The 17,429-nt window shown below is 45.0% G+C and carries 14 protein-coding genes; 6 read left to right on the top strand and 8 right to left on the bottom strand.

Annotation, left to right across the window (positions count from 1 at the left end):
• The first annotated feature begins 32 nt into the window (after positions 1-32).
• The 5 genes from FJQ87_RS13040 (at position 33) to FJQ87_RS13060 (ending at position 4,284) form a co-directional block, all read left to right on the top strand.
• Positions 33-578: a septation protein A gene (locus FJQ87_RS13040; protein WP_140933005.1), complete on the top strand. Its 546-nt coding sequence runs from the start codon at positions 33-35 to the stop codon at positions 576-578.
• Positions 578-877 carry a YciI family protein gene (locus tag FJQ87_RS13045; RefSeq protein WP_140933006.1) on the top strand — a complete coding sequence of 100 codons (300 nt, stop codon included), beginning with the start codon at positions 578-580 and terminating at the stop codon, positions 875-877. The genes FJQ87_RS13040 and FJQ87_RS13045 overlap by 1 nt, the downstream gene beginning before the upstream one ends.
• The gene (gene xthA, locus FJQ87_RS13050) at positions 877-1,686 is read left to right on the top strand and encodes an exodeoxyribonuclease III (RefSeq protein WP_140933007.1); all 810 of its coding nucleotides are present in this window, start codon (positions 877-879) and stop codon (positions 1,684-1,686) included. The genes FJQ87_RS13045 and xthA overlap by 1 nt, the downstream gene beginning before the upstream one ends.
• Positions 1,687-1,954: 268 nt before the next feature.
• Complete coding sequence (locus tag FJQ87_RS13055; RefSeq protein ID WP_168195195.1) at positions 1,955-2,920, top strand: ABC transporter substrate-binding protein; 966 nt, start codon at positions 1,955-1,957, stop codon at positions 2,918-2,920.
• A complete protein-coding gene (locus FJQ87_RS13060) occupies positions 2,920-4,284 on the top strand; it encodes a diguanylate cyclase (protein WP_140933009.1) in 1,365 nt (454 codons plus the stop codon). The genes FJQ87_RS13055 and FJQ87_RS13060 overlap by 1 nt, the downstream gene beginning before the upstream one ends.
• On the opposite strand, the gene FJQ87_RS13065 is transcribed toward FJQ87_RS13060, so the two are convergent.
• The gene (locus FJQ87_RS13065; protein WP_140933010.1) at positions 4,281-4,925 is read right to left on the bottom strand and encodes an MBL fold metallo-hydrolase; all 645 of its coding nucleotides are present in this window, start codon (positions 4,923-4,925) and stop codon (positions 4,281-4,283) included. The genes FJQ87_RS13060 and FJQ87_RS13065 overlap by 4 nt on opposite strands.
• 265 nt (positions 4,926-5,190) lie before the next feature.
• On the opposite strand from FJQ87_RS13065, the gene FJQ87_RS13070 reads away from it, so the two are divergent.
• Positions 5,191-6,168, top strand: a complete 978-nt coding sequence (locus tag FJQ87_RS13070) for a rhodanese-related sulfurtransferase (protein ID WP_140934116.1) — start codon at positions 5,191-5,193, stop codon at positions 6,166-6,168.
• Positions 6,169-6,348: 180 nt separating this feature from the next.
• Here FJQ87_RS13070 and FJQ87_RS13075 read toward each other — a convergent pair whose 3' ends face one another.
• The 7 genes from FJQ87_RS13075 to FJQ87_RS13105 form a co-directional block, all read right to left on the bottom strand.
• A complete protein-coding gene (locus FJQ87_RS13075) occupies positions 6,349-8,310 on the bottom strand; it encodes a DNA topoisomerase III (protein ID WP_140933011.1) in 1,962 nt (653 codons plus the stop codon).
• Between the two features lie 267 nt (positions 8,311-8,577).
• Positions 8,578-10,092, bottom strand: a complete 1,515-nt coding sequence (gene purF, locus FJQ87_RS13080) for an amidophosphoribosyltransferase (protein ID WP_140933012.1) — start codon at positions 10,090-10,092, stop codon at positions 8,578-8,580.
• 39 nt (positions 10,093-10,131) lie between these two features.
• Positions 10,132-10,620 (bottom strand): CvpA family protein, encoded by a 489-nt coding sequence (locus FJQ87_RS13085; RefSeq protein WP_140933013.1) that lies wholly within the window; start codon positions 10,618-10,620, stop codon positions 10,132-10,134.
• 126 nt (positions 10,621-10,746) lie between these two features.
• Positions 10,747-11,403, bottom strand: a complete 657-nt coding sequence (gene dedD / locus FJQ87_RS13090) for a cell division protein DedD (protein WP_140933014.1) — start codon at positions 11,401-11,403, stop codon at positions 10,747-10,749.
• A 1-nt stretch (position 11,404) separates the two neighbouring features.
• Positions 11,405-12,691, bottom strand: a complete 1,287-nt coding sequence (gene folC / locus FJQ87_RS13095) for a bifunctional tetrahydrofolate synthase/dihydrofolate synthase (protein ID WP_140933015.1) — start codon at positions 12,689-12,691, stop codon at positions 11,405-11,407.
• Between the two features lies 1 nt (position 12,692).
• Complete coding sequence (gene truA / locus FJQ87_RS13100) at positions 12,693-13,475, bottom strand: tRNA pseudouridine(38-40) synthase TruA (RefSeq protein ID WP_140934117.1); 783 nt, start codon at positions 13,473-13,475, stop codon at positions 12,693-12,695.
• 103 nt (positions 13,476-13,578) lie between these two features.
• On the bottom strand, positions 13,579-17,370 hold the full coding sequence (locus FJQ87_RS13105) for a FimV/HubP family polar landmark protein (protein ID WP_168195196.1): 3,792 nt from the start codon (positions 17,368-17,370) through the stop codon (positions 13,579-13,581).
• Between the last annotated feature and the right edge of the window lie 59 nt (positions 17,371-17,429).

The raw sequence follows: 17,429 nt of genomic DNA on the forward strand, positions 1-17,429 counted from the left end.
GCATCTTTGTTACTGGTAAACATTAATTTTATATGAAGCAACTTCTTGATTTCTTTCCACTTGTTGTATTTTTTATCGTTTATAAATTCGTTGATATTTATGCTGCTACAGGCGCCTTAATTGGAGCCACCGCCTTACAACTGGTTTTAAGCTATTTGATATTCAAAACCGTTGAGAAAATGCACCTAATCACTTTTGCCATAGTAACCATATTTGGCACCATGACTTTGGTATTTCATGATGATGCCTTCATTAAATGGAAAGTCACCATAGTGTATGCATTATTTGCCATCGCCTTAATCGTGGGGCAGTTTATCAATAAGCCCATCCTTAAAAGCATGCTCGGCAAAGAGATGCAAGTGGCCGATAGCGTATGGGCAAAAGTCACTTGGTACTGGGTCGCCTTTTTTACTGCCTGTGGCCTAGTTAACATTTATGTCGCTTTTTGGTTATCGCAAGAATTTTGGGTCAATTTTAAAGTGTTTGGCTTAACCGCCCTCACCCTGATAAATACCGTAGTGACAGTGATTTACCTCTACAAACATTTAAGTGAAGAACAACGTAAGGAGCTCAAATAATGTGGTATATGATTTCAGCCGAAGATCACCCGAACACTTTAGATAAGCGTTTAGCCGCGCGCGCTGAGCATCTTGCTCGCCTGCAATTGCTGTGCGATGAAGGTCGATTATTAATTGCCGGACCACATCCTGCCATTGATAGTGAAAATCCAGGCGATGCTGGCTTTACTGGTTCATTAGTCGTTGCTGAGTTTGCAAGTGTAATTGAAGCTCAAGCCTGGGCCGATGCCGACCCGTACTTTGCGGCAGGCGTCTATAGCAAGGTCATCGTCAAACCTTACAAAAAGGTATTGCCTTAATGAAAATCGTGTCTTTCAATATCAATGGCCTAAGAGCGCGCCTGCATCAACTGCAAGCCTTAATTGATAGCCATAGTCCTGATATCATCGGCCTTCAAGAAACCAAGGTGCATGATGAAGCTTTTCCAGTGGCTGATGTGGAAGCCATGGGTTATCACGTCCATTATCACGGCGGTAAGGCCCATTATGGCGTAGCTATGCTATCAAAAATGGCGCCACTTGAAGTGCAAAAAGGCTTTGTAACCGATGAAGAAGAGGCTCAACGCCGCTTAATCATAGGCAAATTCCAGCAAGAAAACGGCCGCGTATTGACTGTGATTAATGGCTATTTCCCCCAAGGTGAAAGCATTCACCATGAAAGCAAATACCCAGCTAAGCGCCGCTTTTACCAAGATTTAATGGCGCATCTAAATGAGCAGTGCTCAAATGCTGATGACATTGCTGTGATAGGTGACATCAATATTTCGCCGCTAGATTTAGATATAGGTATTGGTGATGTCAATGCTAAGCGCTGGCTAAAAACCGGTAAATGCAGCTTCCAACCTGAAGAAAGGCAATGGCTGGCGACGCTAATGGACTGGGGCTTTGTCGATACCTTTAGACAAGTACACCCAAGTACCAATGAGCGTTTCTCTTGGTTTGATTATCGCAGTAAAGGCTTTGATGATAATCGCGGTTTACGAATCGATGTGATTTTAGCGACCCCAAGCCTAGCGCAGCGCTTAGTCGCGGCAGATATTGACTATCCACTAAGAGGCATAGATAAGCCCTCAGATCACGCGCCGATTTGGAGCGAGTTTAGTGCATAACTCATAAAGGAAACCGCTCGGTTTCCTTTTTTTAATGACAATACTTGTTAATTAGCATTTAATGTCTTAAGTTCAATCGGATAGATTTTTTCACACTACTATTTTAACAAGCATGATTTACTGCTGGTGAGCTAGGTTAACAGCCTAGTTAAACAAGCTGTTAAAAAAGTCGTTAAGCTAGGTCTTAACTTAGCGATTAAGATTAATCACCAAGGTAAACGCTGTAACCCGAAGTGCAGGATGCACTGGAAATTCAAGGATGAAATTAATGCCTGTTACCAGTTCAAAATTTATTTGGATAACTATTGGATTTTATTGGTTAATATCAAGTATTGCCCAGGCTGACCCCATCAAGATTGCCGTCTCGTTATCGCCGCTATCAACACCTGTCATCATAGCTAAACAGCAAGGTTTCTTTACCCAGTACGGAGTAGATGTAGAGCTGCTGACCACCATAGGTGGCAATGCTTGCCTTGAACGCTTGCTCAATAATGAAGTGGATTTAGCCACCACTTCTGACAGCGCCATCATGTTTATGAGTTTTAGTCGCCAAGATTTTAGAGTCTTAGCCAATATCTCAAGCTCAGATAACGATATAAAACTTTACACCCAAGATAACAGTGGCATTCATGCGCCCAAAGATCTCATCAATAAAAACGTTGGGATTGTCAAACATTCCGCCAGTGAATACTTGATAGATCAATTACTGCTATTGCACGGGCTTGAGTCATCGCAGATTAAACGTCGCTATTACTCAGCCGATAAGCTTGCCAATGCCCTACTCACGGGAGAAGTAGATGCGGTCTCAATTTGGGAGCCTTATGGCTATCGCTTACAAGCCAATAACCCCAGCGTGCGCTTAGCCTTCGATACCCAAGTATTAAGCTTATTAAGCTTCAGTCTTGTCACCCAAGAAAAGCTTGCCAACAGTCTACAGTGGCCTGCGATATTACAAGCCATCAATGCGGCTAATTTATTTATTTTAAGTAATGAGGCCGAAAGTCAGCGAGTGGTGCAAGCCTTCCTTGGGGTCGATGCCAAGGAATTAACCAGCCTGTGGCCCGATTATCGATTTAGATTATCAAGCAGTGAGTTTTTACTCGCGCAATTAAAAAATAGCGCCCATTGGGCCCTGACCACCGGCATAGTCAGTAGCACAATAATGCCTGATTTTGACCAGATTATACATTCCCAAGCCTTAGATACTCAGCGCTTAATCACAGATGAACTCTAATGAAAATTGTCCAACAACTACGGCTATTAATCATATTTAGTCTTGGCCTCACCGCCTTAGTATTAGTCGCTATCGTTAAACAAGTGCAAACCGAACAAGAGTCGAATGTTCGGCTCGAACAAATTTTAAGTTTAAGCAGTGCCATCGACACCTTAGCTTTTGATTTATGGACCTTAAAAAACTTCAGCGATAATAAATTAATTACCGCGAATCTGCTGGAAATTAACCATATTGAGCAAGCGCTAGCAAAAATCCCTAAAGATGACCTTGTCATACGCAACGACATCACTATTCTTGAGCGCGATATTACCCAGGTTCGAAAATTGCTCACCCTAAGTCAGCAAAATGTTAGCCTCGGCGAGCAGAGCCAGTTAATTTTGCTCTCATCATTGACCATTGCCATTCAATCGCTGCGCGAAAGCTTGTATCACTATAAGTTGCACGTCATCAATCAACACAAACACTTGCAATTACAACTCATGTATTTAAATGGCGGGGTTTTGCTGGCGTTTGCCTTACTCATTAGCATTGGCGCAGTCTTGCTATTAAAACGCTTTGAAGCTGGGATACAGGCGCTCACCACGGGAGTACAACAAGTTGCCTGTGGCGAATTAACCACACCTGTCACTAGTGACTACCAGGACGAACTTGGTTTTCTTACCAACCATTTCAATGAAATGCGCAAAAATTTACAGCAAACCACTATGTTAAAGGCTGAATTGGAAATTGAAGTAAGTCGCCAAACTCACGCCTTGCAACAACAAGCGAAGCAATTGCAATATGTGGCTGAACATGATGATTTATGCGGCTTATTATCAAAAAACACCTTTGAACGCTTATTTACTATTGCTCTTGAGCGCTGCCAACGCGATGGCAAAAAAGGGGTGCTGATCTTTATCGATCTCAATGGTTTTAAAGGCATTAACGATACCTACGGCCACCAATGTGGTGATATGGCCCTGCAACAATTGAGTTCACGCTTACAAATAAAGCTGCGTAAATCGGATCTTATCGGCCGCTTTGGCGGTGATGAATTTGTGCTGTGGCTTGATAACCAAGCCAAGGTCGAAGCCTTGCCAGCTCAGCTCAACAAGCTTGTGACGTTAATCGAGGAACCAATGGAGCTGAATGGCATTAAGCTCACACTCGGGGCCAGCTTAGGTGTGAGTCGCTATCCAGAAGATGGCACTCACAATACTGAATTGTTACGAAAAGCTGATAGCGCTATGTACCATGCCAAAAACAATATTGAGGCCGGACAATTGAGCGCTATCGTGTTTGCGAGTCATACCCTTAACGATAATGTAACCAATAACGTCTTTCCGTATCCGGTCGTTAAAAGGCAGACTAAACGGCAAAATTAGTCCAGTAGCTGGTCGGCCACAAATGGATTGTGCTTACGTTCTTCACCAAAGGTAGAAATGGGGCCATGACCCGGTACAAAAGTAACATCTTTGCCCAAAGGCCATAATTTTTTGGTAATAGAGTGAATGAGGTCGCTATGATTAGAGCCAGGGAAATCAGTGCGACCCACTGAGCCTCTAAATAACACATCCCCTACCCAAGCTAAGCTCTCACCTTGATGATAAAACACCACATGGCCTGGGGTATGGCCCGGGCAATGCACTACTTGCAATTGCTGATGACCAAGCTCAATCTCATCGCCATCTTCTAAATAGCGATGGGGCGCAAACGGCTCTGCCGCCGCAAAACCAAAGTTTTGGCTTTGCTGGGCCAAATTATCCAGCCAAAAAGCATCGGCCTGATGTGGGCCTATAATCTTAACGCCTGTCATATCGCTTAACGCTTTGGCGCCGCCCACATGGTCGATATGACCATGAGTTAACAAAATCATAGTTAAGGTCAGCTGCTCTTTTTCAATGCGCTGCATTATGCGGTCAATATTACCGCCGGGATCAACCACTGCCGCTTCTTTAGTGGTTTCACACCACATCAAACTACAATTTTGTTGAAAAGGAGTAACTGGGATAGTGACGTATTTCATCGGCTATTTCTCACTGAAGTCCATGTGAAGATTATGCCACTAACATAGCCGATATTCTCGTTTGTTTGTTTGATCTTGAATAACTCAGTCAGTAAATGGTGAACTCCCCCCCATTAACCACAGCCAAAAGCAAACTCATTTGAATACCCACAATTTTACTGTCTATTTAGCAAGCATTAGGTGGCGTACACTGCGCGGCGGTAATATTACCAATATCAATGGATTTGCACTGAAGATTAAGCTTCAGCCAGCAAGAGAGGATGTTATGTCAGTTGTCGTTTGCGCTTTATATAAATTTGTTGCCCTGCCTCATTTTACTCAAATACAGCGGCCATTACTGGCAACCTTAGAGCGACTTCACATCAAGGGCACCTTGCTACTGGCAAGCGAAGGGATTAATGGCACGGTCGCAGGTACCCAAGCGGCTATCGATGCCTTGCTTATCTGGCTAGAGTCGCAATCTGGGCTTGAGAACATCAGCTATAAATGCTCGTATCATGACGACATGCCTTTTTATCGTACTAAGGTCAAACTTAAAAAAGAAATAGTCACCTTAGGGGTTGAAGGCATAGACCCATTAAAAGTGGTAGGCACTTATGTGAAACCACAAGACTGGAATCAATTGATTGATGACCCTGAAGTCATAGTCATAGACACACGTAACGATTACGAAGTGCAGATTGGTACATTTGCCAACGCCGTTAACCCTAAAACCCAAACCTTCCGCGAATTTCCTGAGTTTGTTAAAAACAACCTAGATCCCGCCAAGCATAAAAAAGTGGCTATGTTTTGCACCGGTGGAATTCGCTGTGAAAAATCAACCGCCTATTTAAAAGAGCAAGGCTTTGATGAGGTCTATCACCTTGAAGGTGGCGTCTTAAAATACTTAGAAGAAATTCCGCAGCAACAAACGCGCTGGCAAGGTGAATGCTTTGTATTTGATAACCGTGTGGCAGTGACTCATGACTTAATCAAAGGCCAGTACGATCAATGTAACGCCTGCCGCATGCCAATTACTGAAGCTGATAAACAGTCGCCACACTTTGTACAAGGGATAAGCTGCCCACATTGCATCACCAACACCAGTGAGCAACAACGCACCCGTTTTGAAGAACGCGAACGTCAAATTCACTTAGCCAAACAACGTGGCGAAGCCCATATCGGCAGTGAGGTAAAACAAATTATCCACGCTCGACGCAGCGCCAAACTCGAACAAAAAGCCAATAACCAAGCCGATAATTAACGCTAGTCTAAGTGGATCCCTCAGCGAGTAAAATCTATGAGTAATCCACGCATCAATCACCATTAATAGCTAGCGTTTAGCCAAGGCCAAGCCGTAGACAACAGATCCAGAGATAAGCCGCAACTTCATCTCAGAGTGAAATGTTACAAGGTCAATCTCCAAATCCGCGGAGCATACCGCTTATTTTGCCTTAGGCTTGAAATTCGCTTGAGGCTTGGCCTTATTGGTTGTTTTGGCTTTGCCTTTAAACGCCCCTTTGGGTTTATAAGGCGTGCCCTTGCCTTTTAAACCACTAAAGGTCACGGATTTCACTTCATCGATTAATACGCCAATGTTTTGGGTAATAGGATCCATAAAATGAGCGTATTTAATCTCTCGCTGACTAATGGCTTCTAACTGTGATTCCCAGTGCGCCGTCATATCAGGAATAGTCATGCGCTTAGGGAGCGAGCAAATAAGCTCAGTGCCAACCTCGGTCGCTCGAATATCTTTGCCTTGGCGAGTTAAAAACTGACGTTTAAATAGCAGTTCAATAATGCCTGCTCGCGTGGCTTCTGTGCCTAACCCATCGGTATCGCGTAACACCTTTTTAATGGCCGGATCGGTGACATGGCGCGCAATACCTGTCATGGCCGAGAGTAAGCTAGCATCATTAAAAAATTTAGGTGCTGTCGTTTGTTTTTCGACTAAATCGGCTTGCTGACAATGAACGCCATCGCCAATTGCCACCTGTGGCAAACTGATGGCAGAAAACTCACTTTCGCCTTGAGGATTGGGTTTAGTCGGAAATAACACTTTCCAGCCTAGGGCAACCACATCCTTTTGTTTGGCAATAAATAATCCACCGGCGACTTCAGTATCTATTTGTTTATCCACGTATTCAAAATGCGGATAAAACTGAATTAAATACTGGCGCGCTACTAGCTCATAAATGTTGTTTTCGGCGCTAGAGAGGCGGCTTAAATCTGTGGCTTTCGCGGTCGGGATTATCGCGTGGTGAGCACTGATTTTACTATCATTCCACGCCTTAGATTTAAGGCTAACATTGGCATTGTTAGCCGCATCTTGTAAAGCTGCGCAAGAATGGCGGATGGCGCTAATGACTTGCGGCACATCATTTAAATGCTCTTTTGGTAAATAGCGGCAATCAGAGCGCGGGTAAGTGATGAGCTTATGGCGCTCATACAATTGCTGACAAGTATCAAGCACGCTTTGAGCACTCATGCCAAAGCGTTTGGCGGCATCAATTTGTAAGGCCGATAAACTATAAGGCAGTGGTGGCGGCGTGGCTTTTTTGGCTTGAGTGACATTGACTACTTTGCCCGTTTGCCCTTGTACCCGTGAAATCACATTCAAGGCTAATGCCTTTGATAACACCCGATTATCTTCATCCATATAAGGCTCACAGGCGACACTCGGGCGCCATTTGGCCTGATAAGACTCATTGCTCGCGGTCAAGAAAGTTGCCAGTACTTCATAAAAAGGTTTAGAGACGAAATTAGCAATTTCAAGATCGCGGTGAACGATTAAGCCTAATACAGGTGTCTGCACGCGGCCGATAGATAACACGCCGTTATAGCCTGATTGTCGCCCTTGCAGAGTGCATAGGCGCGTCATATTAATGCCATACAGCCAATCAGCGCGAGCTCGAGCTAACGCTGAGGTTGCTAAGGGAATAAAGTCAGTATTTTTTCTTAGATTATTAAGCGCCTTTTTAACTGCAACTGGATTTAAGTCGCTAATTAAGCAGCGCAATACTTCCGCTTTTTTGGCTTTAGATACGCCACAATGATTAATGACTTCATCAATCAATATCTGCCCGACCCTATCTGGGTCGCCCATGTTGACTAACACATCAGCGTCTTTAATGAGTTTCTTGACCACAGTAAATTGCTTTTTAGTGTTAGCCTTAACCACCAATTTCCATTCAGTGGGTACAATCGGCAAATGCTCTAACGCCCATTTTTTATAATCTGGGTTATAGGCTTCAGGCTCAGCTTGTTCCAATAAATGGCCAATACACCAAGTGACTACATCGCCATTGCCGGCCTTGATATAGCCATCATGTTGTTGATGGGGTTTAGGTAGCACATCAACCAATGCTCGGCCTAAACTGGGTTTTTCTGCAATAAATAATCTCACACTGACTTACCTGCTCTAAAGCTCACGATATTATCCAGACGGCGGCGTTAATTGGCTTGGTAACCCCGAATGAGTTCAGCCATGGGCTCAAGAAGATGGCAGTCAAACTGCCAATCAGTACACCCATAGTGACCTTAACAACACCGCCACCGAAGCACTGGATAAATTTACAGTAACTTTAGCGTTTGCTACTAGTTTCGGCAAGAAAAAAACCACAGCCAAGGCTGTGGTTTTACTTAAGTGACTAGCAATGCTGCAATTTATCCCTTACGGGTGGCAGACATTATGCAATTCAAGGTTAGTGCCTAGATCTTTATTGCGGGTAGTCTTGCTGTTGTCATTACGCTGCGCGGTTAATTGATCAAGGTAAGCTTGGTCAACATCGTTAGTAATGTAGATACCATCAAATACTGAGGTTTCAAAACGGGCAATGTCCGGATTTTCTTGTCTAACGGCGGCAATCAAATCGGGCAAATCTTGGAAGATAATGCCATCAGCGCCAATAATCTGGGCAATTTCATCGGCATCGCGACCATGAGCAATCAGCTCATTAGTGGTTGGCATATCAATGCCATAGACATTAGGGAAGCGAATTTCAGGGGCGGCCGAGGCAAAATACACCTTGTTAGCACCCGCTTCTCTTGCCATTTCAATAATTTGCTCTGAAGTAGTACCGCGAACTATCGAATCATCCACCAGCAACACATTCTTACCGTAAAACTCGGTATTAATCGCATTGAGCTTACGACGGACTGATTTTTTACGTTCTTGCTGACCAGGCATAATAAAGGTACGGCCAATATAGCGGTTTTTAACGAAGCCTTGGCGATAAGGTAAGTCCATTTCACGAGCGATTTCGAGCGCGATATCACACGAGGTTTCTGGAATAGGAATGACCACATCAATATCATGCTCATACCATTCTTTCTTAATCTTCTTACCTAAATAAGTGCCCATGTTAACGCGACTCGCGTATACCGAGACTTTATCTATGGTTGAATCTGGACGTGCAAAATACACATATTCAAAGATACATGGGCTGTAACTTGGGGCTTCTGCGCATTGGCGGGTAAATAGGCGGCCATCTAAGGTGATAAAGATGGCTTCACCTGGAGCGACATCGCGTATTACTTCAAAACCGACAGCGTCCAAGGCCACACTTTCAGAAGCCACCATGTACTCAGTGCCTTTGGCAGTTTCATTTTTACCTAGCACTAATGGCCGAATACCAAAGGGATCGCGAAACGCCAGCAAACCTTGACCGATAATCATGGCCACTACGGCATAGGCGCCGCGGGTTTGTTGATGCAAGTGAGCCACAGCAGAAAAGACTTCATCTTCAGACAAAATCAAGCCTTTAGTTTGCTGCAGTTCATCCGCCAATAAGTTAAGTAACACTTCAGAATCTGAGGTGGTATTCACATGGCGACGTTTTTTAATTAAGGATTCAGACAGTTCGAGCGTATTGGTTAAATTGCCGTTGTGAGCGAGGGAGATACCAAAGGGGGAATTAACATAAAAAGGTTGCGCTTCCGAGGCACTGGAACTGCCTGCGGTTGGGTAACGTACGTGCCCTATGCCTGCACTGCCTTGTAGTCTCTGCATGTGTTTAGGTTCAAACACATCACGCACCAGACCATTAGCTTTGCGTAAACGAAAGGCGGAGCCATCAACAGTCACTATCCCTGCAGCATCTTGGCCTCGATGTTGTAACACAGTCAAAGCATCGTAAATCGTTTGATTAACCGCCGACGAGCCAATTATTCCAACAATACCACACATGGGTAAGTATCCTCATTGTAAGATGTTCAAATTCTATTTTTATAATGTAGGTACAAAGCTTGAGGTGCTTTCCAAGTAGTTAAAAAACCACTGAATGACTACCCCAAATTCGGGCACGAGTACGGATTCCTTCCACCAAATGGCAGACGGAGCGCCGGTAAACGCATCCATAAAAAACAATATGGCACTAACAATCAAGGCGCCGCGTAGTGCGCCAAAACATAATCCTAAGACCCTATCGGTTCCCGATAGGCCGGTTTTTGAGACTAACTGACCCAAGATATAGTTAACGAACGCACCGACCATTAAGGTGCACACAAACAAAATGGCAATGGCGACACCATTGCGTAAGAATTGGTCCTGTAATTGGGTGAGATGAGCAGCTAGCGGTTCATAAAACTCACTGGCGACAAAGAAGGCAACAAACCAAACCACTAAAGACATGGCCTCTTTGGCAAAGCCACGGATCAAACTGATCAATGTCGATAAACCAACGATGGCGATAATGGCGTAATCAATCCAAACCATAAAATATGCTATCCGATACAGCAATTGAAGTCGGCGGGATAATAACAGAGACGGTTAGGATTCTCACCCCCAGAAAATGTATTATCCGTAGGGGAAACAATCCCCTATTGCCGACACTAACGATGATTAACCTTGAATGGGATCGTAATTAACGATTCGCCCCTTAAGATCAGTCAATTTATGAACCCGAGCCTGCATGCCAGAAAGCTTATCTTTATTAATTTCGGGTCCTACAAATACCTTAGTTAACTGCCCATCCACAGGTTTAGCGGGATAGGTATAAGTCGGGAAACCCGCTTTACGCAGCTGCGCGACTAAGGCATTAACATTGTTTGCATTAGCAAAGCTACCCAGTTGCAGCGTCCATCCAGCTTTGGCGCTAATTGACGCCGTTTGCGTTTCAGGCTTAGGTTTTGGCTTAGCTTCTGGTTTTGGCTCGACCTTAGGCTGAGGTTTTGGCTCAGGCTTAGGTTGCGCCTTAGCTTCTGACTTCACTTCTGGCTTTGGCTCGGGCTTAACTTCTGGTTTAGGCTCAACTTTAGCCGCCGATTCGGTTTTACCTTCAAGGCTTGACTGCACTGGCGCTTGGCTAAGATCTACCGGGGCAATACTTGCCACTTCAAATGTTGCCGGCGGCGTTTGCGTTTTTGGTCGCAGCGGAATTTCAGCAAAGGTTTCTTGCTCTTGCAGCGGCTTGCCATCCAACATATCTGGCAAAAAAATCACTCCAAGTGCTACCAGCACTATTATTCCAACCAGTCGATTATGAAACTGAGTAGACAAACTATTTCCCTTCTAAAACGTTACTAAACGCAGCCACGGTATAAAACGACCCGAACACTATTACTGCATCCCCAGCTTGCTGGTGCTCGCCAATGGCTTGCCAAGCACTGGCCATATCAGCAAAACAGTGAGAAGTTTCAGTGGCTAAATATTGTTGTAAATCTGACGCCTTAGCGCCTCTGGCATTATCAATGGAAATAAGGTACCAGTTGTCAATCACAGGCGCGAGACAATCCATCACCCCTTTAATGTCTTTATCTTTAAGCATGCCGCATAAGCCAATAATGCGCTTAGCACCGAGCTCAACTAACTTATGTGCCAAGTAACGGGCAGCATGTGGGTTATGAGCCACATCCACATAGGTCAGCGGTTGCTTGCTCACGCATTCAAACCGCCCAGCTAACTTAGCGTTTAATAACCCTTGTGAAATATGGGCAAACGCTAAATCAGGCATAAGTTGCTCAAGTGCTGCCAGCGCAGTGGCCGCATTAGCAAGCGGTAATTGCGGTACCGGTAAACCTTGCCATTGCCACACAGGGCCTTGGTAATCAAAAGTTTGGGCTGGCTGATTAACGCTAAAACCATGGGGTTGATAATGAAACGACTGCCCGACTTGAATAAATTGGGCGCCAATATTGTTAGCTACCGCTAACACCGAGGCAGGACAATCGGGATCGCCGCTAATGGCAGGTTTGCCTGCGCGAAATATGCCTGCTTTCTCTTTACCCACTAATTCGCGGGTATCGCCTAAATACTCTTGATGATCTAAATCAATAGCGGTAACCACGCTCACATCAGCGTCAATCAGGTTAGTTGCATCTAATCTGCCGCCTAAGCCCACTTCTAAAATGATCACATCGAGCGCTTGCCGCTTGAAAATCACTAAGGCAGCTAAGGTGGCAAATTCAAAGAAGGTCAGTGATAACTCAGCGCGGGTGCGTTCAATTAATTGAAAAGCTGCAATTAGCTGCTCATCACTAACATCGACTCCATTAACGCTAATGCGCTCGTTATAGCGCAATAAGTGCGGTGAGCTATACACACCCACGCTGTAACCAGCCTCTTGCAAGATACTGGCTAGCATGGCGCAAGTCGTACCTTTACCATTGGTACCCGCCACAGTAATGACCTTGCTTGGCGTTAACGTCTTAACCCCAAGGCGCTCTGCCACTTGGCTAATACGGGTCAGTCCCATGTCGATTTCAGTGGGATGCATAGCCAAAATATAATCAAGCCAAGTGTCAAGACTACTATTGGCAGCAGGGCTCTGTAAGCTATTTGTCGTCATATTAATCCGCCAAAAATAATGGCCCCATGGCCGGCTTAGGCAACTCATAATTAGGGTAAGTCACATCCACTAAATATAAACCGTGGGGTTTAGCGGTAGCGGCGGCTTTACTGCGATCTTTTAGTGCCAATAATTTGCCGAGATAATCAAGGTCTTCTCTGCCATAGCCGACTTCTAACAACGAGCCTACTATGTTGCGCACCATATGATGTAAAAAAGCGTTGGCGGCAATATCAACAATAATGAAGGCGCCATGACGACTCACATCCACACGATGAACATTGCGAAACGGTGTTTTTGACTGACACTGAATGGCTCTAAAACTAGTGAAGTCTTGCTCGCCTAAAATGTACTGCGCCGCTAAGTGCATACGCTGCTCATCAATTTGACCCGCATACTGACTCACACCATAGCGCAAAATGCCTGGACGCAAATTATGGTTATAAATCACGTAACGATAACGCCGTGCAGTGGCTGAGAAGCGTGCATGAAAATCATCATCCACTTCCATGGCCCAGCGCACAGCAATGTTATCGGGTAAATGGCTATTGACCCCTAAGGTCCATGCCCCTAAATTACGCACCGCTTGGGTATCAAAATGCACCACTTGACCAGTGGCGTGCACGCCGGCATCGGTGCGGCCAGCGCATTGAACTAAAATAGGTTCATTGGCAATCACTGATAAGGCGCGCTCGACTTGCGCTTGCACTGAATCCACTTCCGCTTGGCGCTGCCAACCGTAAAAACCACTGCCATCGTATTCAACCCCTAAGGCTATACGCATCATCATCTCTCTACTGCAAATTTGCGGCAAATATACCATAAAGGCCGCACAGGCTCTGCATAAAAAAACGGCGCCTAGTGGCGCCGTTCATTACTCTTGGGGCTTAGCCTAATTTAGCTAATAACTTTTTAGCTTCTACTTGCTGCTGCTCGTTACCATCGAGCTTAACTTCGGCAAGTAACGCCTTTGCACTATCGGCATCTTCAATCTCAAGGTAAGCACGAGCGAGATCGAGTTTGGCATTAACTGCATTTTCTTCATCATCAACATCAATTAAATCAACACCATTGAATAATTGCGTCACTTCGCTCATCACCATTTCAGGCTCGCGATACCTGTCAGCAATATCTTCTGGTTCATTGGCTTCATTGAGTAAACGGTCAATATCTATATAGCCGTTATCACGCTGAAAATTCGATAAATCATTATCATACTTAGCTTGATTGCTACTCTCTTTCGCATCTAACGCCGCCAACGCCTCTTCAACGGTTAACTTTGACTTGCCTGGGTTTAATGCCAGTAAGTCAAAGTCACTATCAAGCTCTGTGATCGCATGTAAATCGACATCAGCACTGCTATCAAAATCTACACTCGCTTTTAGATCACTTGCAAAATCGGTATCTATGTCGATATGACTATCAAGCGCGGAGCCGATATCAAACACCGCAGGTTCTGCATGCTCAGTAAATTGCGCCAGTAAATCATCATCGGACAGAGAATCCAGCGGGTCTAAGGCTTCTTGGTCTAGGTCTGAGACGTATAGGTCAAAATCTGGCTCAGCACTTGTCTTAGCATCTAGAGGAGCATGACTCACAGCATCTGAATGACTATTGCCATCGGTTTTAGCGACAGCTATAGCGGCAACGGGTGCAACAACAGCAGCGATTTCGGTAGCAACGTCAAATACGTCGTCAGTGGCCAAGTCTGCGGTAACCTCAGTTGCCATTGCCGGCGAAATGCTAGGTTCGATAGCCTTAAGGGGTAAAGTATTGAGATCTTCCGTATCGAGATTTAACGCCTCGCTATCTAAAACGTCGATATCTGAAATAACCGGTTCTAAGTGTCCGGCATCACCCGCAAAATCAATCTCAGTATCATAAGCCGCGAAATCAAAACTGACGTCATCGTCACTGATAGCAATAATGTCAGTATCTAAGGCTGCAAAGGCATCGAGTTCTGTATTCACTGGCAAGCCAAGCTCTGGCTTAATGCCAGAATCACTCAGGTGGCTGCTATCAATATCAGTGTTGGTATCAATGTTATTAAGTTCATCCTCAACTGGCGTCGTCAATGGCTGCGCTTGAATGTCAGCAATACTTGAGTAAGTGAACTCCTCTTCTGGCAACAGTAAATCGTCTTCAAACACAGCGAGTTCTTCTTCGAGTGCTAGTGCCTCTGGGGCGACAAATTGCGGTGCTAATTCTGTTGCTAAATTTAACTCAAGCTCTGAAATCAACTCTGCTTCAGCTAAATCATCCACATTATCTGTGACCAATAACTCTGACTCATTGACCACCAATGGTTCATCTTGCGTACCGACCAAAGATGCCATAGCAGGTTCATGCTGAGATTCGAAGTGTGGGGCTTCTAGTTTATCAGTATCATTATCTAGGTTAAGCGCAGTGCTAGCATTGTTGTCATTGACCTCATCAGCCGTATTCAGATCTGTTGAATCTAAGTCTGCTGAATTTAAATCTATAGCACTGTCACCAATCGAGTCTAAACCTGACTCATCAACATTAAGCTCTAAAGTATTAAGTTCAGGCGCATTCATGTCATCAAGACTATCAGTCGCGAGCAGGCTCACTTCTGTATCAAGTGAGTCGAGTTCGATGTTTGAATTTAGGTCTAGCCCAGTTACATCAGGTTCAATCAGCGCCTCTTCTACGGCAACCGATTGCACTAACAGCATCTCTAATTCGTCAGCATCATCATCGATGTTAAGCCCTGACTCACTAACCACATGTTCATCAATAGAATTTAGGTCTAGCTCAGTTACATCAGGCTCAATCAGCGCCTCTTCTACGGCAACCGATTGCGCTAACAGCATCTCTAATTCGTCAGCATCATCATCGATGTTAAGCCCTGAGCCACTCGCCACATGTTCATCAATAGAATTTAGGTCTAGCTCAGTTACATCAGGCTCAATCAGCGCCTCTTCTACAGCTACCGATTGTGCTAATAGCATCTCTAATTCGTCAGCATCATCATCGATGTTAAGCCCTGACTCACTCGCCACATGTTCATCAATAGAATTTAGGTCTAGTTCATCAAACTCAGGCTCAATCAGCGCCTCTTCTACGGCTACCGATTGCGCAAATAAATCTTCTAAGATATCGCTATCGGCATCAACATCTAATGATGTAACACTGTCCTTGCTGTCTTCTGCATCTAACTGGCTGAACAAATCATTTAAATCATCTTGAGAAATAGTTTCACTCGGCGATCTTGGTGGCGCGCTAATAAAATCAGCCTCTAAGTCAGCTAATAATGCACTCTCGGCGTCATCATCAAGGGATACTGCGTCCAAATTAAGTTCATCGCCAACATCGTTAGTGGCATGAGTAACATCATCCTCTTCTGGCATTTCTAAGCTAGCTAATAACGCGTCTAAATCAGTCTCACTGCTATCTAAGCCCGCAGATTGCTCGCCCATAGCTTCAGCCCATAAGTCATCTAAGGACTGACCACCATCGCTTGCTAAATCAAACTCATCATTACTATCAAGGCCATCAGTACTCAAACTTACTTCAGGGGCTAAATCAACCGTATCAAGTTCGAGCAAGCTATCAAGGGAGTCATCATCAAGATGTACACTGGGCTCATCAGCAGCCACCTCTGTTGGCGCTGCGGCAACGACTGCGGCGGTAGCAGCGACTAACGGCGCAACACTGGCGGACGCTGACACTGGCGCTTGGCGCCTACGCAGCAACAAACCAATCATCAGTAACAATAAGATGATAATTGCAGCACTTACGCCGCCTACTAACCAAGGATTATCTAACAGACTTGGCTCAGCATCTTTAATCGGCACTGTGCTTTGCTGCTGCTTGAGCATTTCAATTTCGGCGTTCAGCACTGCCACTTGCTGACGACTTGCCATCAATTGCTCTTCAAGTGCCGCGATGGTGGTGCTTAATTCTTCCAACCTAACTTTGAGGTTTTTATTATCTAAGTCAGACACCAGTTGTTGATCAAGCGCTCTTGCCAGTTCATCCGTCAATGCCAAATTCTTGGCTTGATTTTCTTCCAAGCTTGCAATCATTTTGACTAATTCACTATTAGTCACAGCAGTGCCACCTTGGGATGCTGGTACAGCTGGATTTGCTGCTGGCTCTGAAGTTACTTGGGATGGCTGAGAGTTAACAAGTACTGGGACAACGGGTGGTGATACTGGCTGCACAACCACAGGTGGCGGTGATACTTTAGCGCGGCTAGGTTTAGGAGCCTCTGCCGCATTATTAGCATTGCTGGCGGTGAGATTATCAAATTGCTGCTGCTTTTGTTTGCGGGTTAAGCGACTCCAATTGACATCATCTTGCTCAGCTCGGCTTTTGGCACGCTCAGCAGGAATGGCGGCCATATCGGCGCCACTTGGGATAGTTAACAACATGCCCTTTTCAAGGCTATTGAAATTATTGCTAGCAAACGCATGCGGGTTGGCCTCATAAATAGCGGCCATGACTTGATAAACACTTAAACTGGGATCGGGACGCATCTTAACCGCTATGCCCCAAAAAGTGTCAGACGCAGACGTTGGGCCATACTGTTTAACCATTTGCCGTGTTTGGCCTTCAGGCCCAGTTAATCGCAGCGGCTCTGCCGCTTGCACTGTCGTCATTACCAAAGGCAACGCCAACAACACAGGTCGCCATGCATTAAACCAAGTTGCCATACAAAAATTCATCCATTCATCCCTTAGCAGCGCTAAACATCATCCCACCAAACAATTAT

The organism is Shewanella sp. SNU WT4, assembly GCF_006494715.1.
Classification (GTDB): Bacteria; Pseudomonadota; Gammaproteobacteria; order Enterobacterales; family Shewanellaceae; genus Shewanella.